General features: G+C 58.5%; 20 protein-coding genes and 2 pseudogenes. 11 read left to right on the plus strand and 11 right to left on the minus strand.

Annotated features, from left to right (window positions below):
- Positions 1-2: 2 nt before the first annotated feature.
- The gene (locus AFK67_RS10535) at positions 3-860 is read right to left on the minus strand and encodes an SDR family oxidoreductase (RefSeq protein WP_007723694.1); all 858 of its coding nucleotides are present in this window, start codon (positions 858-860) and stop codon (positions 3-5) included.
- Between the two features lie 401 nt (positions 861-1261).
- Positions 1262-2374 carry an endonuclease/exonuclease/phosphatase family protein gene (locus tag AFK67_RS10540; protein ID WP_007723696.1) on the minus strand — a complete coding sequence of 371 codons (1113 nt, stop codon included), beginning with the start codon at positions 2372-2374 and terminating at the stop codon, positions 1262-1264.
- Between the two features lie 273 nt (positions 2375-2647).
- On the opposite strand from AFK67_RS10540, the gene ttcA reads away from it, so the two are divergent.
- Complete coding sequence (ttcA, locus tag AFK67_RS10545; protein WP_007723703.1) at positions 2648-3580, plus strand: tRNA 2-thiocytidine(32) synthetase TtcA; 933 nt, start codon at positions 2648-2650, stop codon at positions 3578-3580.
- A 39-nt stretch (positions 3581-3619) separates the two neighbouring features.
- Here ttcA and AFK67_RS23190 read toward each other — a convergent pair whose 3' ends face one another.
- From AFK67_RS23190 to AFK67_RS21785, 5 genes are all read right to left on the minus strand, one after another.
- Complete coding sequence (locus AFK67_RS23190; RefSeq protein WP_007723706.1) at positions 3620-3769, minus strand: proline-rich small protein YnaL; 150 nt, start codon at positions 3767-3769, stop codon at positions 3620-3622.
- Positions 3770-3901: 132 nt separating this feature from the next.
- Positions 3902-6250, minus strand: coding sequence for an Ig-like domain-containing protein (locus AFK67_RS10550; protein ID WP_007723708.1), 2349 nt, complete (start codon positions 6248-6250; stop codon positions 3902-3904).
- Positions 6251-6796: 546 nt separating this feature from the next.
- Positions 6797-7780, minus strand: a complete 984-nt coding sequence (gene zntB, locus AFK67_RS10555) for a zinc transporter ZntB (protein ID WP_007723710.1) — start codon at positions 7778-7780, stop codon at positions 6797-6799.
- Between the two features lie 66 nt (positions 7781-7846).
- Positions 7847-8050, minus strand: a complete 204-nt coding sequence (locus AFK67_RS10560; protein ID WP_007723712.1) for a hypothetical protein — start codon at positions 8048-8050, stop codon at positions 7847-7849.
- 80 nt (positions 8051-8130) lie between these two features.
- Positions 8131-8304, minus strand: coding sequence for a GhoT/OrtT family toxin (locus AFK67_RS21785; RefSeq protein WP_007723713.1), 174 nt, complete (start codon positions 8302-8304; stop codon positions 8131-8133).
- Between the two features lie 200 nt (positions 8305-8504).
- Here AFK67_RS21785 and AFK67_RS10565 point away from each other — a divergent pair, with 200 nt between their 5' ends.
- The 5 genes and pseudogenes from AFK67_RS10565 to AFK67_RS23620 form a co-directional block, all read left to right on the plus strand.
- Positions 8505-8828 carry a hypothetical protein gene (locus AFK67_RS10565; protein WP_007723714.1) on the plus strand — a complete coding sequence of 108 codons (324 nt, stop codon included), beginning with the start codon at positions 8505-8507 and terminating at the stop codon, positions 8826-8828.
- Between the two features lie 70 nt (positions 8829-8898).
- Positions 8899-9090 carry a hypothetical protein gene (locus tag AFK67_RS10570; protein ID WP_007723715.1) on the plus strand — a complete coding sequence of 64 codons (192 nt, stop codon included), beginning with the start codon at positions 8899-8901 and terminating at the stop codon, positions 9088-9090.
- 209 nt (positions 9091-9299) lie between these two features.
- Positions 9300-11045 (plus strand): GGDEF domain-containing phosphodiesterase, encoded by a 1746-nt coding sequence (locus AFK67_RS10575; protein WP_007723716.1) that lies wholly within the window; start codon positions 9300-9302, stop codon positions 11043-11045.
- Between the two features lie 728 nt (positions 11046-11773).
- Positions 11774-11935 (plus strand): annotated as a pseudogene (locus AFK67_RS10580) (general stress protein); the annotation flags it as partial.
- A 24-nt stretch (positions 11936-11959) separates the two neighbouring features.
- Positions 11960-12007 (plus strand): annotated as a pseudogene (locus AFK67_RS23620) (general stress protein); the annotation flags it as partial.
- A gap of 165 nt (positions 12008-12172) precedes the next feature.
- Here the strand turns inward: AFK67_RS23620 and AFK67_RS10585 are convergent.
- Entirely contained in the window at positions 12173-12430 is a 258-nt protein-coding gene (locus AFK67_RS10585) for a hypothetical protein (RefSeq protein ID WP_007723720.1), read from the minus strand.
- Positions 12431-12674: 244 nt separating this feature from the next.
- Between AFK67_RS10585 and AFK67_RS10590 the strand changes: the two genes are divergently transcribed.
- On the plus strand, positions 12675-13256 hold the full coding sequence (locus AFK67_RS10590; protein WP_007723724.1) for a hypothetical protein: 582 nt from the start codon (positions 12675-12677) through the stop codon (positions 13254-13256).
- On the opposite strand, the gene AFK67_RS10595 is transcribed toward AFK67_RS10590, so the two are convergent.
- Positions 13257-14840 (minus strand): alpha/beta hydrolase-fold protein, encoded by a 1584-nt coding sequence (locus AFK67_RS10595; RefSeq protein ID WP_081642517.1) that lies wholly within the window; start codon positions 14838-14840, stop codon positions 13257-13259.
- A gap of 149 nt (positions 14841-14989) precedes the next feature.
- On the opposite strand from AFK67_RS10595, the gene AFK67_RS10600 reads away from it, so the two are divergent.
- From AFK67_RS10600 to AFK67_RS10610, 3 genes are all read left to right on the plus strand, one after another.
- Positions 14990-17140, plus strand: a complete 2151-nt coding sequence (locus AFK67_RS10600) for a TonB-dependent siderophore receptor (protein ID WP_007723730.1) — start codon at positions 14990-14992, stop codon at positions 17138-17140.
- 450 nt (positions 17141-17590) lie between these two features.
- A complete protein-coding gene (gene iraM / locus AFK67_RS21790; RefSeq protein ID WP_007723733.1) occupies positions 17591-17926 on the plus strand; it encodes an anti-adapter protein IraM in 336 nt (111 codons plus the stop codon).
- A gap of 118 nt (positions 17927-18044) precedes the next feature.
- The gene (locus AFK67_RS10610) at positions 18045-18497 is read left to right on the plus strand and encodes a lysozyme inhibitor LprI family protein (RefSeq protein WP_038883564.1); all 453 of its coding nucleotides are present in this window, start codon (positions 18045-18047) and stop codon (positions 18495-18497) included.
- Positions 18498-18549: 52 nt separating this feature from the next.
- On the opposite strand, the gene AFK67_RS10615 is transcribed toward AFK67_RS10610, so the two are convergent.
- Complete coding sequence (locus tag AFK67_RS10615; RefSeq protein WP_007723740.1) at positions 18550-20166, minus strand: peptide ABC transporter substrate-binding protein; 1617 nt, start codon at positions 20164-20166, stop codon at positions 18550-18552.
- A 248-nt stretch (positions 20167-20414) separates the two neighbouring features.
- Here AFK67_RS10615 and mpaA point away from each other — a divergent pair, with 248 nt between their 5' ends.
- Positions 20415-21128: a murein tripeptide amidase MpaA gene (gene mpaA, locus AFK67_RS10620; RefSeq protein WP_007723743.1), complete on the plus strand. Its 714-nt coding sequence runs from the start codon at positions 20415-20417 to the stop codon at positions 21126-21128.
- On the opposite strand, the gene ycjG is transcribed toward mpaA, so the two are convergent.
- A complete protein-coding gene (gene ycjG / locus AFK67_RS10625; protein WP_007723747.1) occupies positions 21110-22108 on the minus strand; it encodes an L-Ala-D/L-Glu epimerase in 999 nt (332 codons plus the stop codon). The two genes, mpaA and ycjG, sit on opposite strands and share 19 nt — an antisense overlap.
- Positions 22109-22218: the final 110 nt, after the last annotated feature.

Below are 22218 nucleotides of genomic sequence, written 5' to 3' on the forward strand. Positions count from 1 at the left end.
TATCAGATGACCGCCTGACCGCCGGTGACCGCGATGGTCGCGCCAGAGACGTAGCTTGCCTCGTCGCTCGCCAGCATCACATACACCGGCGCCAGTTCGGCAGGCTGACCGGCGCGCGCCAGCGGCACCTGGCTGCCAAATTCTTTCACCTGCTCCGGCGGCATGGTGGACGGGATGAGCGGCGTCCAGATCGGCCCCGGCGCGACCGCATTGGCGCGAATGCCTTTTTCCGCCAGCAGCGCGGCCAGGCTTCCTGAGAAGTTCACGATGGCCGCTTTGGTCGCCGAATAGGCAATCAGCTTCGGTTTTGGCTGGTCGGCGTTAACCGACGCGGTGTTGATAATCGAACCGCCCGCCGGCATATGCGGCACCGCCGCTTTGCAGATCCAGAACATGCCGTAGAGGTTGGTTTTCATGGTGCGGTCGAACTCTTCATCGCTGATTTCATCAAGCGAATCGCGGGTCATCTGGAACGCGGCGTTGTTGACCACGATATCAATCTTGCCGAAGGCATCGGCGGCTTTCTGCACCAGCGCGCGGCAGTGGGCGGCGTCGGTGATATCGCCTGCCACCAGCACGGCTTTGCGGCCCGCCTCTTCCACCAGACGCGCAGTGTCTTTCGCATCGTCATGCTCATCAAGATAAGAAATAAGCACATCGGCGCCTTCGCGGGCGTAAGCAATCGCCACGGCGCGGCCAATACCGGAATCGCCACCGGTGATGATGGCGGCTTTACCGGCCAGACGACCGGAGCCTTTATAACTGGTTTCGCCGTGATCCGGCGTCGGCTGCATCTCGGCGGTGCTGCCTGGGACATTCTGCTGTTGTTCAGGGAATGGCGGTTGTGGACGTGTCGTCATGGTTTTCTCTCCTGTTTCTTTACATTTCGCGCGCCGCGATGGGCTTAATGCGCGAAAGACAGCGTGGGTTTCAGGAACCTGACGCTCGTGAGCGCCAACGTTAAATGCAGGTTTCAGTATAGTTGACGAGATATTTATGCAAGCGAAGCGGGAAACCAGACGGGTGATTTTTATCCGCTGCGGAGCGTTATTATCCCGCAGAGATAAGGCGTAACGCGGGCTATTATCGAGGCGGCGAGTTAATAAAAAATAACATTAATTAACAATACATTATGGTTTATTTATTTTTCAGGGCGGGTCAAAAAAACATCCCAATGTGCACGGCAAAATTATTCCAGCGCATACCTTACAACGCGCCGGAAATAACGCCGGCCTGCCCGGTGTTATTGGTCAGGCAAAGGCTACATATTAAGGTCTACCCACAGGGCGGCATGATCGGACCCCGCCTGCTGCGGTTTTTTCAGCTCCGGGTAGACATCCCACTTCACCGGGCGCTCGCCGGGCCACATCCCTTTGCGAATAACGCCGCCCGCGGTGACGCGCTCCCAGAGCGCAGGCGACAGGAGTATGTAATCCAGCTTGTTGTTTTTGGCGCTGTTGCCCCAGGTACCGGGAAAACCGCCATTGTCGAAAGACGGATGCGTGAAGGCGTCGCGCAGATCGGTCTCCTGCAGAAGCGGTGACAGCGTGTCGCTGTCCGGCGTGTCGTTGAAGTCGCCCGCGATGGCGATGTACTTCTCGCCCGCGTCGCGTCGCGCCTGATAAATCTCCGCTACCCGCTGCGCCTGGGCCTTGCGCCGCGCGTCAGAGTCCGCTTTGCCGCCGTAGCCTTTGCTTTTAAGATGATTGACCATCACCCACAGCGTGTCGCCGTTCGCGAGCGGGACCGCGTATTCCGGGCAGTCGCGGGAGAAAATCAACTGACCGCGCGCGTCGCGATCGTCCACATGACTGCGCATCGGGCCGATGGGATAATTCGCGCCCGTCAGCAGGCCGACGTCGATGCCGCGACTGTCGTTGCCGTCAATCACCATGACATGGCGAAACGGCTCGCCGCCGACGGCCGCGATGATCTCCTGATTAAACGCCGACAGCGCCGGACGGCTTTCCGCCTCCACCACCGCCAGCACGTCGGCGTGCAGGTCACTCATCACTCGCGCGGTGATACGCATGGCGACTTCATCCACCGGCGACTCGATAAGCTCCAGCGACCCCACCCAGTCGGCGCGACCGCTCGCGATAATCTCAATACCGCCGTCACGCGGGCGCTTGAGCAGGCTGCCACGATTGCGGCGCAGAATCACAAACGGCCCGGTGTCCGATTTCTCAAGACCGAGCGCCACCAGCAGTTTCACCATCTCTTTTTTGCTGGCCTCGGTGTAAGTGATTTCGCCGAGCAGCGCATTGAGCCTCGCGAATTTCTCCAGCACCGGCCGCCCCTGCGACCAGCTCCCCTGTGACATAACGCGCGCACGATCGAACAGGTTTTCTACGTTATATGACGCCAGACGCATAGCCCCTCCCGTTATGGTTATCCCTGTCGCCGCCAGGCGCTGGGTTAACCTTCAGTGTGGCAGCAAAATGTGACGGCTTCAAAACAGGCCTGTCTGCGCAAAACGCGCTGGCATTCGTCGCCGTAATCCGTACCATACACGCCACGCACAGGTAGATTATTCGGGCCTGCCGGCGCGCGGGGCGAAAAACGCCGCAGGCGGCGGGCCAACAGTGAATTCGCGCGCCGGGCAATCGCCAGAGCGCGCCGCAACGCAGAACTGAGCCACTTTTAAATGTCTGAAATTCAAGAAATTAGTAAAAAAGAGCAGTACAACCTCAATAAACTCCAGAAGCGTCTGCGCCGCAACGTGGGCGAGGCTATCGCGGATTACAATATGATTGAAGAAGGCGACCGGATCATGGTCTGCCTCTCCGGCGGTAAAGACAGCTACACGATGCTTGAGATCCTGCGCAATCTGCAGCAGAGCGCGCCGGTCAATTTCTCGCTGGTGGCGGTCAACCTCGACCAGAAGCAGCCGGGTTTCCCGGAGCATATCCTGCCGGAGTACCTGGCCGCGCTCGGCGTGGAATATAAAATCGTTGAGGAAAATACCTACGGGATCGTCAAAGAGAAGATCCCGGAAGGGAAAACCACCTGCTCGCTCTGCTCACGCCTGCGTCGCGGCATTCTCTACCGCACCGCGACCGAACTGGGCGCCACCAAAATCGCGCTCGGTCATCATCGCGACGACATCCTGCAGACGCTGTTCCTGAATATGTTTTACGGCGGCAAGATGAAAGGCATGCCGCCGAAGCTGATGAGCGATGACGGTAAGCATATCGTTATCCGCCCGCTCGCCTACTGCCGTGAAAAAGACATTGAGCGTTTTTCGCAGGCGAAAGGCTTCCCGATTATTCCGTGCAACCTCTGCGGCTCGCAGCCGAACCTGCAGCGTCAGGTGATAGCCGACATGCTGCGCGACTGGGATAAGCGCTATCCGGGCCGTATCGAAACCATGTTCAGCGCGATGCAGAACGTGGTGCCATCGCACCTGTGCGACACCGACTTGTTCGACTTCAAAGGCATTCATCACGGTTCGGAAGTGGTGAACGGCGGCGATCTGGCGTTTGACCGCGAAGAGATCCCGATGACGCCTGCCGGTTGGATGCCGGAAGATGAAGACGCGCCGCCGGTGCAGCGCCTCCACGTGCTGGAAATCAAATAAGACCGCAGCCCTCCTTTCGGAGGGCTTTTTTTTACGCGCTTAGCGCATGTGCGGCGGCGGATCGTCGATGGGACGCGGATCCGGCGAGGGCGGGTCCGGAATGGGCTGCGGCGTGGGGATAGGGTCAGGCACCGGCACCGGATCGATAGGCACCGGGTCACTCATGTGGATCGCATACGGATAATGCATCGCCTTTTCCTTTTGTGGTTGCGCATAGGGTAAGCATAGAAGATACGCGCCAGAAGGGAAAAGCGCGGCGGGTCGATGACAGTAAAACGCCCGGTTTAACCGGGCGTTTTGAGCGGGCGGTAGCCCATGGCATTATGGCGCTGAGAAGTTCACCGTTGTGCGGGTGGCAATACCATCGGCGCTTGCGATAACCCCCACCGACTGTGCGACCGAATCTTTCAGTTCCGCCATCGTTTCCCCGTTAGCGTCAGTCGTGGTCCATGCGGGCGTGGTCAGATGTGCCGTTCCGCTCCCGCTGATGCTCCACGCCACGCTCGCGCCATTAATCGGCTTGCCGCTTCCGTCCGTTACCTTCGCCTTAACGCGGTTCAACGAGACGTTATCCGCGGGCGCTTCGTCATTCAGCACGCTCAGCACGACATTTTTCGCAACGATCGCGGTAAAGCGCGCCTGCGCGGAGCCGCTTTTCTGCTGCGATGCCGCGGTGACCGTAAGAGTCTCGGGGGTAGTGTCGGTAAAGGTGAGCCGCGCTTTGCCTTGCGCATCTGTCGTCACCGAAACCGGGCTTGCCGCGTGTGCGGTATCGCCGGAAAGCGACCAGGTCACGCTGACGCCCGCCATCGGTGCGCCGTGCATATCCGTCACCAGGGCCTGCGCCTCGTTGACGCTGCCACCGTCTGCCGGTGCGTTGTTGGCAGGCACGGTGACAGTGACCTCACCGACCGGCACCGTTGTAAAGGTAGCGATAACCGAACCGGTTATCCCCTGCGCGCTGGCGTTAAGCGTGACCGCTTCGGCAACCCCGTCTTTCAGACTCACACGCGCGATGCCATCGCTGTCGGTCGCAACAATCGCGGGCGTCGTCAGTTGCGCGGTGCGACTGTCCTTTATGCGCCACTGTACCGTGACGCCAGTCAGCGGTTTTCCCTGAGCGTCGGTCACGCGAGCCTGTGCCTGCGCGCTGCTTTGGTTATCCGCCGCAACATTATCTTTTAGCATGCTCAGACTGAGCGCGGCAGGTTGCGGGGCGACGAACGTGGCGGTGGTGGTAGCCTGCTGACCGTCGGCGCTAACACGCAGCGTGACGGTGCCAGGCGTCAGACTGGTCAGCGTCGCAGTGGCGCTGCCGGACGCGTCCGTGACCCGTGCCACATCATGCAGCGTCGCATCGCCGGTCACCGACCAGGTGACATCAGCATAAGCTCTGGGTTTGCCATCGCTGCCCGTAAGTTTCATGCGGGCGAGGTTCTGGCTGGTGCCATCCGCCGGGCGGTTATTCTGCTCCATCGACAGCGCAAGCGATGCCTGCCCCTGACCAAAATGGCTGACGATGGCGTGCGTGATACTGCCTGCTGTAGCCTCTACCGTCACAGGCTCCGGTGTGTTGTCCGTCAGGCTCGCTTCGGCGACGCCGCGCGCGTCGGTCACACTGCTGGCAATACTGAGCACCCCATGACCGCTGACGCGCCACTGCACCGCGACATTCGCCGCTGGCGCGCCGTCAGGGGTGAGCGCCCGAATAGCGATCCGGTTGCTGGTGACGCCGTCCGCTGGGCTGTTGTCCGTCAGGCTTTGCATAGCGAACGAGCCAACGGCGCTGTCGTCCCGTCGTTCGCGGTACTGCAGAACAATTTCATTATTGTGCTCCACCAGGTCGGTACGGCTGCCCGCCAGCGTGCGCTGCGCCGCAACGTTATCCGGATCAAGAAGCGCCGCCCAGGGCATGCCTGGCTGGTAATGAAGCGCGAGCGAAAACGAGGTTTCGTCGCGCGCGTTTTCGCCTCGCCGGTAATCCGCGCCGAGACTCAGGAGTGGTACGGGCGTATAGCTCAGGCCAAGCGTAACCGCCGAGGGGTTGCGCTGGCGGTCATCTTTATCAAACAGTGCAACCTCGTCGCCCTGATAGTGCTCATAAACGATTTTTCCGCCGAGCTGTGGGTATGCGGGTAAATATCCTTGCGCACGTAAATCAAAGCCGTCAGCGGGTTTTTCCTGATAATTATCGGCATCCGCTGAAGCGTGCCAGGTTGTTGTGCCGAAATAGCTGTTAGCGGAAAGTTTTATATCATCGTGCCAGGCTTCGAGCCCGAAACCGATGCGACGGTTATTTCCCGTAAAATCATCATCGAAAAAAATATTACCGCCAACCATCCAGCTATTATCCAGAAAACGGCGCACGCCGAACCCAATATTCCCCGTATTGCGCCCCTCCGGTGCGCGAAATCCGGCCTGCGCGAAGAACATCGCCTGAGGGCTTTGCCAGAGCGGCGTAAGAAGATCAATCGCGCTGCCTTCCCAACTGCCGTGGTTATCAACATTTAGCGAAACGCGCGCACGGCCCCATTGATTCAGCCAATCCGCAAGCGATACGGCACCTACGCCTTCAGCGGTGGACAGCGCCTGCGCCAGTGAGCCCTCTGACGCCTGCGCGCCACCCGGACCGGTGGAAATGGCCGCAGGAGGATCGCTACTGTGCGCCATTGAGGAAAATGTTAAAAGCGTGATGGTGAACGGAACTATAATCTGAAGAAGCGCAACGATCCTGTTGAATTGTTTTCTCATATATATTCACTCTGAAAATGGTTATTTTCTGCGGCCGTCACTGGCCTGCCCAGATAATAACTATTTTGTTATTTTTCGGTTTCAGAATGAGAATTCATTGTTTTGAGTTTTGTAATTAAAATTGTTTATATTTTCAGTGCAAATCTAAACATTAAATAAATAAGGATCATGAATTAATAGTATGAGAGATGTTACAATACACCGCTGGTGACGTCGGGCCCACGTTTGCCCTCTCGCCAGAAAAGAGGCAAAAAAAAGCCGACTTAATTAAGTCGGCGTCGTACGAATCAATTGTGCTATGCAGTAATTCAAAAAAGGAAGTAAGACAATATGGAGCGCAACGCCCATCGCTTGACGTTGCATTCACCTGCGACGAGCATCATGCCGTGAAACAGCGTACCATTTCTTGATATCGCTCAAACTCACGGCCCTTTTCCCTGTATCGTGACGAGAAAAAAGTATTTTTTACAGCCATTTACTTCGATGTAACCACCATGTAACACCACCAATCACCAGCACCAGCGCGATACAAAAGACGCTAAAGCCCAGATGCCAGCCGCCGCCGGGGATGCCGCCCAGGTTGACGCCGAACAGGCCGGTCAGAAACGTGCTGGGTAAAAAAACCATCGCCATCAGCGACATCGTATAACTACGACGCGACAGCGACTCCTGCATGGTCTGGGAGATCTCATCGGCCATCACCGCCGTGCGCGCGATACAGGCGTCAATCTCATCCAGACCGCGCCCGAGGCGGTCGGCGATATCCTGCATGCGGCGGCGGTTGTCATCGTTCATCCAGCTAAAGCGCTCGCTGGCAAGCCGCGAAAAAACGTCGCGCTGCGGCGACATATAACGGCGCATCACAATAAGCTGTTTACGCAGCAGCGCCAGCACGCCGCGCGGCGGCACAATCTCTTCCAGCAGGTTATCTTCGAGATCGATAATTTTATCGTGCAGTTCTTCGATAAACTCGCTCGCGTGATCGGTCAGCGCGTCGCAGGCATCCACCAGCCAGCCGCCGACATCCGCCGGGCCGCTGCCCTCGTTGAGATCGTGGATAATATCGTCGAGGGCGAGCACCTTGCGCTGGCGCGTGGAGATAATCAGCCGCTCATCGATATAGAGCCGCATCGCCACCAGCTGGTCGGGGCGTTCGTCGGTGCTGCCGTTGATGCAGCGCAGCGTAATCAACGTCCCCTCGCCCATGCGGGTCACGCGCGGGCGCAGGCTTTCACCCGCCAGCGCGTCGCGCACCAGATTTGGCAGCAGCGGCGTTTCGGCGAGCCACTGGGCGCTTTCCGGGTTGGTATAGTTAAGATGCAGCCAGCACGGATGCTCTTTATCAATGACGCAGTCATTCTGTAACGGCTGCACGCCGCCATGTCCATCCAGCAGCCACGCGAAAACCGCGTCCGGCACGTTCACTTCAGAGCCCTTAATGGCCTCCATCGCGTCTCCTGATTATCAATATGGATAAGAAAAGCTGGCGTTCGCCAGCGCCGCGGCAGGCCGTCGTTAACGGCTTTCCAGCGCGGACTGGATGGCATCAGCCAGCTCAGCCAGATGGTGGCGGGTATATTCGATATCTTTGGCGAGTTTGTCGCGCCCTTCGTAGCCGTTCGGCGCGGCAACAGAGGCTTTGATCACCTCCAGCGCGGCGTTTACGGCAAGAAGGCGTTTTTCCGCATCGCTGCGGGAGGGGTAATTTTCAGGCAGCATTGCTGAGCTCCGGTCATTCAACTGGCCTTTATGGTGATACATTGCGCAGGAATTTCAAGCCGGAGCGTGTCGGTTGCGGTTTAAAACAGCGCCACCAGCAGCGCGACGGGAAAGCTCATCGGCCAGGTCGCGCCGATAAGCGTCGCGCTTAAAAGCTTAATACTGGTTTTGTCTTTCGCGATGAAAAAGGTAATCAGCGCCGCGATCGCCGCCATGACGGCGTAGAAAACGAGCATATGTTGGTAAAGCGTCATGAATGCGTGTCCATACTGAGAGTGCGGTCGCAATATGCGATTTTTTATGACGCAGATCAAGTATCAATTCTTCGTCTCATACTGCAAAAGTTGATCTGCTTCACTTGTATATCTCCGTTTACGCGGATGAACCAAATCTGCGCGCGATGTGTTAACGTCGGCATATCGAAAAAGTTACAAACAAAGGCCGTTCCATCGCAATGAGAACCACGCGCGTCACGTTACGTCTTTCCCGCGCCGTCAGCGACGTCATGCTGGATGACATCAAAGCCATCATTCCTGCGGATGCGTTACAAGTGTTTATTAATCAGCTGGATGAAACTCACTACGCTACGCTGGAATGTATACAGACGGAACAGAACTGTTCGCTGATAGCGTCTGCCCTCGTCGTCTGGCGTCTGCTCGGACATATTAAAAGCCTGACCTACCGCAACGGCGATGTATTGCGTGACGTCTCGGACGCCAGTCAGTTTCAGATTTTCACTATGTTGCGTGCGCCCCTGACGGTGCTCGCCGTTCACTAAAATTAAGAAAATTCTCAAAGTTTTCCCCCTGCTGCCGATAACCTTCTGAAACGAGACGGGGGAGACCTTCATGCTACCTGCAATACCTACGCTTGCGCTGGCCTTTACGCTCTGGCTATTGATTTTTATCCCTTCATATAAAATCGCCCGCCGGGCGGGTTTCGGCTGGTCGATGGCGCTGCTGCTGACGATGCCGGGGCTGAATATCGTCGCGTGGTGGTGTTTTGCGTGTATGAAATGGCCGGCGCGCCGCTATTTCTGACGACGTTTTACGTTGCGATGACATCGGACGCCAGTCTTTTCACGCGCCCGGCCTTGTCGTGCGTCTTAAATTAATCGGTGAAACAGGCGCATATTATTAAAGCTCTTCGCCCCTTTGCCGATGAACCAGAGATCCCAACGTCCGCGTTGATATCACTCGTTATGAGGCGCCTGCGCCATATAAGAAGACGTGCCTGAAGGTAGCACCCTATGTTAAGCCACATCGACAGAAAAGATGCCAGACGCATGGCAGCCCTGGACATGCTCCGGGGACATCACGGGCATCAGGACCCGGTACTGCTGCAATTCGCCAGGCTCGCGAGCCTGGCGCTCGGCGTGCCCGGCTGCTTTATCGCCGTGGTGGATAAAGGGGGCCTTCCTGTTCATCTCGCGCACCCGGAGCCGTTGCTGGTCGACGCATCGATATTAATGCAACCCCTATGCGCGCCTGGCGAACCGGTGTGGTGCAGCGACACGGCGCTTGAAGAACGCATACACCCGCTTGCTGTCGCCTCACCCGACGTGCGGTTTTACGCCTGCGCGCCGCTGCGCACGCGCGACGGCAGCCTTACTGGCACCATCGGGCTGACTGACACCGCGCCGCACCCCTTTGACGATGAGCGCGCCCGGACGCTGGCGCTTATCGCCGGGCTGACCGGCGCGTGGCTTGAAACGCTCAACGCGGTCGGTTTTCTCGATCCGGTGACGCGCCTGCCCAATCGCCAGAAACTGCTGGATGATATGGAGCGGCTCAGCGCGAGCGGCAATACCGAGCGCTACACCCTGATGATTTTTGACTGCATCGACATGCCGACCGCCTATGAACTGGCGCGCTCGCTCGGCATGCCGGCGCTGGAGACGTTACTTAACGATCTCGGCCCACTGCTGCGCATGAAACTGCGGCTGAAGACCGACACCGTGCTCTATAACGTCGCCACTGGCCGCTACGCCCTGCTGCTGAAAACGCGCAGCCAGAAAGCGATTCGCCGCAATGCGGCGACGCTACCGCTGGTAAACGCGCGTATGCTTCAGGGGATCAACATCCGGCTGAATATTTTCGCCGGCGAAGTAGGCTGGCAGCCAGAGAAAACGACGCCTAACGAGGCCCTGCGCCGCGCCATCAGCGCCGTGCATGAGGCAATCTGGCTCAACACGCGTCATATGGCGTTCGACCCCGCGCGCGATGAAAAACGCAATGTCGATTTCCAGCTCCTGCACGATCTCAGCGAAAGCCTCGCAAAAAACCGCGGGCTGTATCTGATGTACCAGCCGAAAATCAAACTCAGCACCAGCAAAGCGGTCGGCGTGGAAGCGCTGCTGCGCTGGCGTCACCCGACGCGCGGTGAAATTCCGCCGGGCGTGTTTATTCCGCTCGCGCAGAATACCAGCCTGATGGACGAGATAACCCAGTGGGTGATCGGCGCGGCGCTGGAACAGTTACAGGAATGGCGTCTTCAGGGCATTACCCTGCCGGTGTCGGTCAACATCAGCGTCAGCGACCTCTCGCGCAGCGGCTTCGCTGACGCGCTGGAAGCGCGCGTGCTGCGCGCCGGGCTGGTGCCGAACGATATTCGCATTGAGTGTCTGGAGACTGAAAAAGCGCTGGAGAGTGAAACGGCGCTTAACGAAATGGATATGCTCAAGCGGCGCGGCTTTAAGATCCTGCTGGATGACTTCGGCGCGGGCTACAGTAATATCAACTACCTGCGCCGAATCCCTATCGATATCATCAAGCTCGACCGCTCGCTCACCAGCCGCATTGCGCAAGACCGGGCAAGCCAGATTATCGTGCGAAACGTCATTCAGATGCTTAAAGAGCTGGACTACGTGGTGCTGGCGGAGGGCGTTGAAGATGCCGAAACCGCGCGCCTGCTGCTGGAGTTCGGCTGCGATGAAGCGCAGGGCTATTACTTCTCGCGCCCGGTCGATCCGGAATATATCGCGCAGTGGGTATAACCGCGCACGGCGCACAAAAGCTGTTCCCGGCGCGTTAATCGAACCGGGATCATTTTCTCAACTTCCCCACGCCATAATAACCCGTCACTTTACACGGTTTATTATTAAGCAGGGCTGTTGATTAAATTGTCTAATAATGGACATTTCAAATCATTTCGCTGCGCAATGATGTTACTGAAATCACTTAATTGCAAAAGATTCTGGTGAAGGGATATTTCCGGTCTACGCTTATCTCATGCCTTAGCCTTTCACTAAAGTTATCTTTGCCAACACCAGGGAGACCATTGGTTCAGGGAGGAGCCACTTTTTTCATATTGTCGCGCTGGTCTTGCATCCCCTTTCGTCTCCTCCTGCTGCCCATCTGGCGCGGCTTTCGGCTTGCTTGCGTCTGTGCGTCACTCGCCCTTCTGTCGCGTTACCCGCAGCAACAAAATATGACAAAGCACGTCATAATATGAATTCACCTCTACTATTAGCATCTTGAAAAATACCTTTTCACCGGCTCGTTAATATATTAAACACGCAAACAAAGCCAGGCGCTAAATATCATCAAAACAAAAACAGGCAAGCAAATAAAATTGTCAGCAAAACAATCACCTCCATCCCGATTATTATTTTAATGCCAATTCAACTTGCACCATTAAATATCCTTTTCTACAGTTATAAATACGTTTCGCAGCAATGACGCATTGCTGAATTAAGTAAAACCAACAACATGAGGAGAATATATGACTCAGCATCGTGGTGGTTCAGGTAATTTCGCAGAAGATCGTCAGCGTGCCTCTGAAGCAGGTCAGAAAGGCGGTCAGCACAGCAGCGGGAACTTTAAAAACGATCCGCAACGCGCCTCTGAAGCAGGCCAGAAAGGCGGTCAGCAGAGCGGTGGCAACTTTAAAAACGACCCGGATCGCGCTTCTGAAGCAGGACGCAAAGGTGGTGAAAAGAGCGGCGGTCGTTCCTGACCATAACGTTATGCACCCTGCGCTCGCAGGGTGCTGACCGCGTTTACGGTATTTAACGCAAGCCTATCAGACGGGTTGTTAACCGGCTGGACATACGTTATCTGCCAATAAATAAAGGAGAGCGCCATGCGTTCTCCTTTTTTGTGTCGTTAGCACCGCGTATGATTACGCCGTGCGGCTGCTGAAAATCCATGTATCGTCCGTTTCATCAGTCAACAGTACCTCCTGCGCCTCTCCGCTGGGCAGAACCACACTGATAATCTCCCCTTGCGACAGTGTGGAAAATTCATTGATCTGCTGCGCTTTACCCACTTCAAACGTTTTTATCGTCTCCCCGGTCACGCTATCCGGTTCACTGACGCTATAGGTGGCGGTAAAATCCACTTCCGGACGGTCTTTCAGATGCAGCTGGACAGAAGGCATATCGGCTCCCCGCGTAACGCATTAACTTCAAGTGTAGTCCACGCCCGGCGCACCTGGGCAAGCCGCACGCCGGGATTTTCCGACTTTTTTAATAAAATTAAAGCGATGCGAAACGCGGCCGATAACAGATAAGCATGAAAGCAGTAACCTGCGGCGGGCGTTTCTGATACGCCATACCCGCCAACCATCACACCTGGAAGCGAGGGTGCGTGTTCATCGCGCTTGCAGGGCAAGGGAGAGTGAGATGAAACGGTCCGGCATTCAGGCAGTGGTCGGGGCAATGTTTTTATTGCAGGGGTGCGATGACGACATCATCGGGCAGGTGAAAGCCATCAGCGCCGGAGAGAGTACCCTCGGTCAGGCTTTCGAGGCCCGCACCGATTGTGTTAATGGTGAATGGCGCACATTTGAAGATGCGGGCGGACGCCATGTCATCCTCTACTCCTGTAAATTACCGGAACCCGAGCTTGCCGGGCTGACCGATAAATTCCGCGTTCACAGTAATCAGCTCGTCGCGCAGAACACCACGGCGCGCTGGCGTACCCTTCACCGTGACGACGTAGCCCGCGTGATGAGCGAAGTGAACATTCGCGATGTCGAACTGCTTTATGTCTGGCGGATCCAGAGCGGCAACGCGCCTGAACTCGCGGATGTCGAAGTAAAAGCCGCCGCCACCTTTTCCAGCTTCAGTTACAGCGTCAGCGAGCCGGAGACCTTTGTCGAACTCGCCTGGAACCACGCCCTGCCCGATCCCTGGCCGCAAAGCCTGTTTCCCCAGCTCGATAAAAACGCCGGCCCGCTTTATCACCAGCTGAGCGCGCTGTAGTCAGCCCGGCTCGCCGTGCCCGCGGCGAGTCTGCGTCAGCGCCCGCACGCCCTGCATCATTGCCTCACACCACACCACGTAATCATGCCCGCCCGACCAGGGATGAAAACTCACCGCATAGCCTTTCTCTTTCAGCACCTGCGCAAATTCTTCGGTGTTGCGGTAAATGCCGCCGTCTGGCCCCTGGGTTTCAAACCTGCCGGCCTGTAGCCAGAAGCGCACCGGCAGGCGCGGCGCGTGTTGATATTCGCGCGTCAACCAGCTCGCGGGCTCGCCTGCGGGCGCCCACCAGTATGAACCGGACAGGCTCAGCACATTGCCGAACGCCGCCGGATAACGCAGCGCCACCCAGGATGCCGCCAGCCCGCCATAGCTGGAGCCGGTGACGATGGTGCGCGGTCCGGGAGACGCGATGCCGCGCGCCCGCAGCCAGGGACGCAGCTCCAGGGCCATCATATCGGCGAAATCGCGATTGGGCGGCAGCTCGTGGCTGCGCCGGGCGAAATCAAGACTGTCGATAAACACGACATTCACGGGCGGCAGACGCCGGTCGGCAATCAGGCGGTCAATGACCGATGCCAGCCGGTAGTCGTCCTGATACGTGTTGCCATCAAACACCATCAGCGTCCAGCGCGCCGCCTGTGACGGGCGATAAATCTGTATATCGCGCCGGTTGCCGAGCCGCGCGCTGTCAAACGTATGGCGCGTCAGCGTCCCGTGCCGTACCTCGCTGAGATCCGCCGCTGCGCCGCACTGACGCATACCGCCGGGCGCCAGCAGCGAATAGCGGTTCCAGCGGTCGTCACGGGCCGGGAGAAATTGCTGCGGGTTAAGCGGGTCCGCCTGCGCGGTCGCGAGGATCGCGCGGCGCTGCTCCCGCGCGCCGCCGTGGGTCTCAGGCACATCCGGCGCGAGCTTGTACTGCATCAGCGTATCGGCAGGCACAACATAGCTGCGAAACCAGACGTCCGACTGCCCGAGGCGGAACAGCGGGTCGTGATCGCCTGCGGGCGAGCCGAGAATAAATACGTTACGGCGCGCGCCGCGCCACAGGAACGTGACGCGCCGGTGGTCATCATCGACCGGCTCCACCAGCGGCGCGCCGCGCAAAGTGATATCACGCCAGAACGCCGTGGTATCGCCGCCCGCCGCGAGATGGCGCGCCAGCTGTTGTAGCGTCGGGCTCACCGGCGCGAGCGATTGCGCGCGATCGAGCGGCACGGTCTCCTGCGCCTGCCAGCGCAGCGACCAGCCCGCGCCCGGTTCACCCTGCAGTATCAGCGTCGATACCTGCCGCGCTGGCAACGCAAAGAGTAGCGAATGCGTACCGTCCGCCGGGCCGCGCGCGATAAGCGTGCGCAGGGGGTGCTGGCGCGCGTCCGTAAGCGCGGCCCGCGTCGCGCCGGTCAGCGTGGCGGCGACGTAGTTTTCTCCCATCACCGGCTGGGTAATACAGGCGCGCCCGCTGGCGTCAAACGTGCCGGTCAGCTGCCCTGACGCACCGCCCGCAAGGCATGATGCCGCCTCGCCCGGCAGCGTACTGACGCCCGCCAGCAGGCTTATCGCTATCGAAATCCGCTTCAACTCGCTGCTCCCTGAAAATTTATTTACAACTTAATGCAAATGGTAATGATTTTCAATATCATCAAGCCGCTTGCAGGCGCGGGGGTGATGCGGGGCATGCTGTCGCCGTCTCGCGCAGGTTAATGATGAAGACAAGGAAAACGACAAGAATGGTCATGAAAAATAAGAAGATAATCACCTTAGGCCTCTTCAGTCTGGCTGCCGGGTGTGGCGCGCAGGCGGCAACGCCCGGCGAAGAGACGATGGTGGTGACCCGTGGCGTGGCGGAAGATCCGCACGCGCCGCTGAAAGGCATGGTCGCAACCAAAACGCGGTCAGCGACAAAAACCAGCGCGGATCTTATTCGCACGCCGCAGTCGGTCTCTGTGGTAACGCGCGATCAGATGGCGGCGCTTGATGCCACCTCGGTATCGCAGGCGCTGCGCTACAGCGCGGGGGCGTTTACCGAATATCGCGGCGGCTCCAACCGCAACGACGAAGTTTTCGTGCGCGGATTCAGCTACGTGCCGAAATTTCTCGACGGCCTGAGCTTCGGCGCGACGGCTGGCTCGCAAACCGGCGTGGTCGATCCGTGGCTGCTGGAGCGCGTCGAACTGGTGCGCGGCCCGGCGTCGGTACTCTTCGGCCAGGTGAACCCCGGCGGGCTTATCAGCATGACCAGCAAGCGCCCTTCCCGTGACGCAGCGCAGCAGGTACAGCTGCGCACCGGCAATCACCGTCTGGCGGAGGGCGCGTTTGACGTCGGCGGCGCGCTGGACGACGAAGGCCACGTGCTGTGGCGGCTCAATGGTCTGGGGCGCGCGCAACACAACGAGGTGGACGATTATAAAGAGTCCCGCGTGGCAATCGCCCCCGCCCTCACCTGGTACGCTAACGATCAGACGCGCTTCACGCTGCTGACGAGCTACCAGAAAGACCCCGACGCCGGTTATCGCAACTTCCTGCCCGCGTACGGCACCGTAAAAGCGACGGAGGACGGGCGCACAATCGCGCGCGATTTCAACGTCAGCGACCCGGATTACAACACGTCGCGTCGCGAACAAACGGCCGTGGGCTACGAGCTGGAGCATCAGCTGAACGACGCGGTAACCCTGCGTCAGAACGCCCGCTACAGTCATATCACGCAGGAGTACCGCTATCTGGTCTATGCCAACAGCGCCGCCGGTTCAACCCTGTTACAGCGCCGCCCGCAGCACGAACAGCGTGACACGAAAGAGTTCGGGCTCGATAACCAGCTGGAGGCGCGGTTTGATACCGCAGCGCTCAGCCATACCCTGCTGACCGGCGTCGATTATAAACAGAGCCGCGACCACCAGCGCCTCGCGCGCGACAGCGGTGCGCGCTATAACCTTGACTGGACCCGCCCCACCTATGGCATCGACATCCGCGACAGCGCGCTGACGGCGGTGACCAGTGAACAGCAGGATCTCGACCAGTTGGGCCTTTATTTACAGGATCAGGTGAGCTGGAACCGCTGGGAGCTGCTGCTCTCGGGCCGCTATGACGCCTCGGAGGTGCGTACCGCCGATCTGCTGCAAAACACCACAACGCAGCAGAATGACAATAAGTTCACCTGGCGCACTGGCCTGCTTTACGCCTTCGACAGCGGTCTTTCACCCTACGTGAGCTACAGCACCTCGTTTGAACCGAACCTGCAAAGCAACCGCGCCGCAGGCACTGCACCGTTCAAACCGATGGAGGGTAAGCAGACCGAAGTGGGCCTGAAATATCAGCCGACCGACAGCGTGCTGATGTCGCTTGCGCTGTACGATTTGAAACAGACAAACGTCGCGACGTACAACAGTACGCTGGGGTATTTCGAAAACGCGGGCGAAGTGGAGTCAAAAGGGGTTGAAACCGAGCTGCACGCCACGCTTGCGGATAACGTGAACCTTATCGCGTCTTACACCTGGACCGATGCCAAAAATGTCAGCACCACCGTCGCGGGCACAGAAGGGAAAACGCCGGCGCGCATTCCGGCGCATATGGCCTCTGCCTTCGCGAGCTACACCCTGCCGGGCGGGCCGTTACGCGGGCTTACCGCAGGCGCAGGCGTGCGCTATATCGGCACCAGCTATGGCGATGCGAAAAACACGTTTAAGGTGCCGTCGGTCGATCTCTATGACGCCATGCTGCGCTACGATCTCGGCACGCTTAACGGTCAGCTGAAAGGCGCGGCGCTGCAGATGAACGTTAACAATCTGGCGGACAAGAAATATGTCTCCGCCTGCGCCTCAGATACCGCCTGCTTCTACGGCGTAGGCCGGACAGTGACAGCCACCGTCAGCTACGCCTGGTAAAACGCTTTATTATGCAAAGCACCGGTCAGGCGGCCCTGCCCGGTGTTTTTTTATGCACTTAAGGGTCGCACTTAAGTTAAATTTTCTTTACCATGCGCCGCCTTCGCGTATCGTTCGGTTTTTATTCAGTCTTGCGGATTGTTGCGCCGGGGCCGTCCGACTTCTCGGTTTAGGAAAAATAATACGCTTTTCGGCTTCAGGTTCTACTTAATGGCAATGCGATGATTATTGCAGAACGCAGTAATGAAGAGGATATCGTTAACCGCGCAATTAAATCAGCCAAAAAATCAGCAATAACTGATTAGCAAAAATAAACTTTCTTTACTCATACTGCCATAACTGGATATTTCCGGGCAAAACCTTACCGAATTGCCGCTACAATTAGCGGGTACGCATCAGTGAAGGGATGCACACGCCGTTGTAGTCACTAAAACCATTATGGAGGGTAGAATGACCTGGCGGGTTGTTGATTCTGTCGTAAGCACCGAGACCAATTCTGTATTTTCGTTAATTTCTTCGCAACAATCAATCAAACTTATTCTGTGGTATAAAGCCACATTTTATTTATCACCCGGCGACAGATTATCAATTTGTGGCGACACGGTAGCCGTCAATAATAATGCCGTTCAGCTCACGCTCTATCGCACCACGCTTTATAACGCCCGGTTCTGGCAAACCATCGTCAAGAGTAATACCCACTGTCCCGGCAATCATCAGCAAAGCGTTACCCGCTGTCTCTTCCGGCGCAGATGCAACGTGCTGTATTGCCCGTTTCAGCGGCATTAATGCCGTCAGGCGTTTCGCATGGCATTTTCCCTTCTGGCATGGGAAAATCCTGCACGGACACGCCGCCGGTTGACGACGTGATAACATTATTTTCCCTCCCGATAAGGAATGCGCGTCCGTGAAATCTCTGCTGAAAACCGTCCTGCTGGCGGTGGCATTAAATCCGCTTTACGCCCAGGCCGACGATATTACCCGCAGCGCGGCGGCGGACGCCTGTCTTAAACAGGCGGGTGAAAAGAGCGCCGACTGCCTGGAAGCCGCCGGCCTCGCGTCCGACAATAAGCTAAAAGAAATGTTTAACGCCAAAATCACGGCGCTGCAAAATTTCGATTATACCCGCTGGCCGCAGGGCGACGAGGCGCGGCGCACGGAAATGGTCGAGGCGTTGCAGGCAAGCCAGCAGCAGTGGACTGCAGCGCGGGACGCCTTCTGTACGGCGGCGAGCGCCTCTGCGGCAGGCACGCCCTGGCTTGCTGCCCATGCGCTAAGCTGCGTTATCAATATGAACCAGCGTCGTATTGAAGAACTGACGCTTATTCAGCCTGAGCCTGAGCCTGAGCCTGAGAAATAATAAGGTGGGAAGCTCCGGCTCCGCACGGAGCCGGATGTTCATGATGACGGCGTTAATGCTTAAGAATATACATCGTGCGGCTGTAGGCGACGTCTTCCGGGTTATTAATGGGATACCCTTTCAGCCACGGCTTAATTAAGCGGCCATTGGTGTACTGATAAATCGGCGCGATCGGCGCCTGGGTAGCGATAATACGCTCGGCGCTGTTGTAATCGTCGTTGCGCGCTTTAGCGGAGGTCTCCTGCGCGGCCTGTTGCAGCACTTTGTCGTAATCCGGGTTGTTAAAGCGCGAAATATTACCGCTGTGGGTCGATGTCAGGAGCGAAAGAAACGTCGAGGGCTCGTTATAATCACCCACCCACGAGGCGCGGATCACATCGAAATTCCCCGTGTTGCGGCTGTCGATATAAGTTTTCCACTCCTGGTTTTTCAGCTTCACTTCCACGCCAAGATTCTTTTTCCACATCGACGCTACCGCAATAGCAATCTTCTGGTGGTTTTCCGAGGTGTTATACAGCAGCGTCAGGTTGAGCGGGCGCGACGGGCCATAGCCGGCCGCCTGCAACAGCGTCTTCGCCTGGGCGTTCAGCTCCTGCTGGCTCATCTGTTGCCACTCCGACGGCGCGGGCGTAAAGCCTGCGGTTACATCCGGCGTAAAGCGCCAGGCCGGTTTTTCGCCGGTGCCGAGCACTTTTTCCGCCATTAAGCGGCGATCGATGGTCATGCTGAGCGCGAGACGCACACGGGCGTCCGCCGTCGGCCCTTTCTGGGTGTTGAACGCGTAATAATAGGTGCCGAGCTGCGGCGGCGTATAGACCTGGCCTGGGATCTCTTTTTTCAGTTTCTGATAGAGATTTTTCGGGAAGGACTCGGTGATGTCGATATCGTTCGCCAGATAACGTTTGGTCGCCGCGGACTCCTGATTCACCGGTAAAAACGTCACCTGCGTCAGCACGGTTTTCGCGTTATCCCAGTAGTGGCTGTTCGGCGTCAGCACCAGCTTTTCGTTCACCACGCGGTCTTTGAGCGTGAACGCGCCGTTGCCCACCAGCTTGCCAGGGCGCGTCCAGTCGCCGCCCTGCTCTACGTTTGCTTTCTGCACCGGATAGAGCGCCGCGTTGGCCGCGAGGCTTGGGAACCACGGCAGCGGTTTATCGAGCGACACTTTCAGCGTGCGCGCATCCACCGCGCTGACGCCAAGCGCCGAGGGCGGCTGCTTGCCGTCGATAATCTCCTGCGCGTGCGCCATGCCCGCCAGCGCGAAGAACCACGCAAAGGGCGAGGTGGTTTTCGGGTCGACCATACGCTGCCAGCTGTAGACGAAATCCTGCGCCGTCACCGGCGTGCCGTCCGACCAGGCAGCGTTATCGCGAAGCTTAAACGTCCAGATGCGGTTATCGCTGGTCTGCCATTCGGTGGCGACACCCGGCACCAGCTCGCCTTTATCGTTCTGATTCACCAGCCCTTCAAAGAGATCGCGCAGCACCTGTATTTCCGGCAGCCCCACCGCTTTCGCCGGATCCAGCGAGGCGGGTTCATCTTTCAGGTGGCGCACCAGCGTCTGGTGTTCGGCAAGCGGTGTGCCGGGCGGCACATCGGCGGCAAACGCGCCGGTCAGCGCGGTCGCGACCCATAATGCGCTTAAGGTGAAGCTTACAGGAATTTTCATGAGGTCCTCGTTCTCTTTAGTCCGGCGCCGAACCGCTTTCTCCGGGCGCGCTGTCGGGGAATTATTTGTTGGATGAATATAAATTGCAAACCGCTGACGCCGATTTTGCGCACTCACCCTGCGTCAGATCAATACGTTACCGTCTGGCCGCGCACAGGACGTGTCGCGCGGCATTTCTCGTCAGGCTGTTGAATTTCGGCGGGTTGTCGACAACACTGCTGTTATCTCCCTTTGATGACGGCCCCCTTATGACCACGCTTCGACCGCGCGCGCAACGCGGCGCTTTATCTGACGATGCCAGACGTTATGGCGAATCAACGCTCGGCGCGCCGCTGCTCTGGTTCCCGGCCCCGCAGGCGCAGCGCGCGCCCGGGCTGATCATCGCCGGCACCCACGGCGATGAGAACGCGGCGCTGGTGACGCTCTCCTGCGCGCTGCGCACGCTGGCCCCCGCGCACCGTCGGCATCATGTAGTGCTCGCGGTTAACCCGGACGGCTGCCAGCTCGGCCTGCGCGCCAACGCGCGCGGGGTCGATCTTAACCGCAATTTCCCGGCGGCGAACTGGCAACCGGGCGAGACGGTCTATCGCTGGAACAGCGCCGCCGAGGCGCGCGACGTCACGCTCTCCACCGGCGAAAAGCCGGGTTCGGAGCCGGAAACCGCCGCGCTGTGTCAGTTAATTCATCAGCTGAAGCCCGCGTGGGTGGTGTCGTTTCACGATCCGCTGGGCTGTATTGAAGATCCGCAGCAGACGCGGCTCGGCCAGTGGCTCGCCGGGGCGTTCGGCCTGCCGCACGTCACCAGCGTCGGCTATGAGACGCCCGGTTCGTTCGGCAGCTGGTGCGCGGATATTGGGCTGAACTGTATAACCGCCGAATTTCCGGCCATCTCCGCCGACGAGGCTACCGAGCGTTATCTGGCGGCGATGACCGCGCTGCTGCATTACGACGATGAAGCCTGAGGCATCGCGTCGGGGTGGAGATAAAGCTTACCGGGCGTGAAGCGTAAGGCGGGCTCGACATCCACCGCAAGCCAGGTGGGCCCGTCGAGATCGGTAAAGCGCGCCTGCGGGATCAGCGGCAGCGCGGCGCTGATGGCGCGCGAGGTGCAGAGCATACAGCCCAGCATGACGCCGAACCCGTCGTCCGCCGCCTGACGCGCCAGCGCCAGCGCCTCGGTCAGTCCGCCGGTTTTGTCGAGCTTGATGTTAATCATCTCGTAGCGCCCGGCGAGCGTTTTCAGGCTGCCGCGCGCGTGGCAGCTCTCATCGGCGCAGATGGGCAGCGGGTGGATAAAGTTTTCGAGCGCGCGATCGTCTGACGCGGGCAGCGGCTGCTCCAGCATCTGGACGCCGAGATCCGCCAGCAGCTGACAGCGCGCCGCCAGCCCCTCCGCGTGCCAGGATTCGTTGGCATCGACAATCAGCGTCGCCTCCGGCACCGCTTCGCGAATGGCGACCATCCGCTCGGTAATAAAGGTATCGTCGAGTTTGATTTTCAAAAGCCGCGCGCCCTTCTCCCACAGCAGCGCCGCGTTAACGGCCATCTGCTCCGGCGCGCCGATAACCACCGTCTGGGCGGTGGTATGCAGGTCAGGCAGCGTCACCTGCAAATGCGCCTCCAGCGTTTCGCCCGCGCGCCGCGCGTCGAGATCCCAGAGCGCGCAGTCAATCGCGTTGCGGGCGGCGCCAGCGGGCAGCAGCCGCTGCAACGCGGCGCGGTCAAGCCCGGTTTCCAGCTGCGGGACGACCGTCATGATCTGCGCCATCACCGAGGCGACGCTCTCGCCGTAGCGCGGGTACGGCGTGCATTCGCCCACGGCGCGCACGCCCTCTTCTTCCAGCTCCACCACGACCACCACCGCTTCACTGCGGCTGCCGCGGGCAATCACAAACGGCGAATGAAGCGGCCATGCTTCCTGATAAACTTTTACGCTTCTCATTATTTTCCTCGCAACGGGCTTTGCCTCAGTATAGCGACTGGAAAGTTAGCCTGCCGGGACAGTTTTTTATATTCATCGCCCGTGGGATCACATACACTAGCGGCGACGTT

Source organism: Cronobacter dublinensis subsp. dublinensis LMG 23823 (assembly GCF_001277235.1).
Lineage (GTDB): Bacteria > Pseudomonadota > Gammaproteobacteria > Enterobacterales > Enterobacteriaceae > Cronobacter > Cronobacter dublinensis.

What these genes read in the sequence shown, in the direction of transcription:
- AFK67_RS10535 (WP_007723694.1), bottom strand. Translation starts at nt 860, where the DNA reads ATGACGACACGTCCACAACCGCCATTCCCTGAACAACAGCAGAATGTC.
- AFK67_RS10540 (WP_007723696.1), bottom strand. Translation starts at nt 2,374, where the DNA reads ATGCGTCTGGCGTCATATAACGTAGAAAACCTGTTCGATCGTGCGCGC.
- ttcA (WP_007723703.1), top strand. Translation starts at nt 2,648, where the DNA reads ATGTCTGAAATTCAAGAAATTAGTAAAAAAGAGCAGTACAACCTCAAT.
- AFK67_RS23190 (WP_007723706.1), bottom strand. Translation starts at nt 3,769, where the DNA reads ATGCATTATCCGTATGCGATCCACATGAGTGACCCGGTGCCTATCGAT.
- AFK67_RS10550 (WP_007723708.1), bottom strand. Translation starts at nt 6,250, where the DNA reads ATGGCGCACAGTAGCGATCCTCCTGCGGCCATTTCCACCGGTCCGGGT.
- zntB (WP_007723710.1), bottom strand. Translation starts at nt 7,780, where the DNA reads ATGGAGGCCATTAAGGGCTCTGAAGTGAACGTGCCGGACGCGGTTTTC.
- AFK67_RS10560 (WP_007723712.1), bottom strand. Translation starts at nt 8,050, where the DNA reads ATGCTGCCTGAAAATTACCCCTCCCGCAGCGATGCGGAAAAACGCCTT.
- AFK67_RS21785 (WP_007723713.1), bottom strand. Translation starts at nt 8,304, where the DNA reads ATGACGCTTTACCAACATATGCTCGTTTTCTACGCCGTCATGGCGGCG.
- AFK67_RS10565 (WP_007723714.1), top strand. Translation starts at nt 8,505, where the DNA reads ATGAGAACCACGCGCGTCACGTTACGTCTTTCCCGCGCCGTCAGCGAC.
- AFK67_RS10570 (WP_007723715.1), top strand. Translation starts at nt 8,899, where the DNA reads ATGCTACCTGCAATACCTACGCTTGCGCTGGCCTTTACGCTCTGGCTA.
- AFK67_RS10575 (WP_007723716.1), top strand. Translation starts at nt 9,300, where the DNA reads ATGTTAAGCCACATCGACAGAAAAGATGCCAGACGCATGGCAGCCCTG.
- AFK67_RS10585 (WP_007723720.1), bottom strand. Translation starts at nt 12,430, where the DNA reads ATGCCTTCTGTCCAGCTGCATCTGAAAGACCGTCCGGAAGTGGATTTT.
- AFK67_RS10590 (WP_007723724.1), top strand. Translation starts at nt 12,675, where the DNA reads ATGAAACGGTCCGGCATTCAGGCAGTGGTCGGGGCAATGTTTTTATTG.
- AFK67_RS10600 (WP_007723730.1), top strand. Translation starts at nt 14,990, where the DNA reads ATGGTCATGAAAAATAAGAAGATAATCACCTTAGGCCTCTTCAGTCTG.
- iraM (WP_007723733.1), top strand. Translation starts at nt 17,591, where the DNA reads ATGACCTGGCGGGTTGTTGATTCTGTCGTAAGCACCGAGACCAATTCT.
- AFK67_RS10615 (WP_007723740.1), bottom strand. Translation starts at nt 20,166, where the DNA reads ATGAAAATTCCTGTAAGCTTCACCTTAAGCGCATTATGGGTCGCGACC.
- mpaA (WP_007723743.1), top strand. Translation starts at nt 20,415, where the DNA reads ATGACCACGCTTCGACCGCGCGCGCAACGCGGCGCTTTATCTGACGAT.
- ycjG (WP_007723747.1), bottom strand. Translation starts at nt 22,108, where the DNA reads ATGAGAAGCGTAAAAGTTTATCAGGAAGCATGGCCGCTTCATTCGCCG.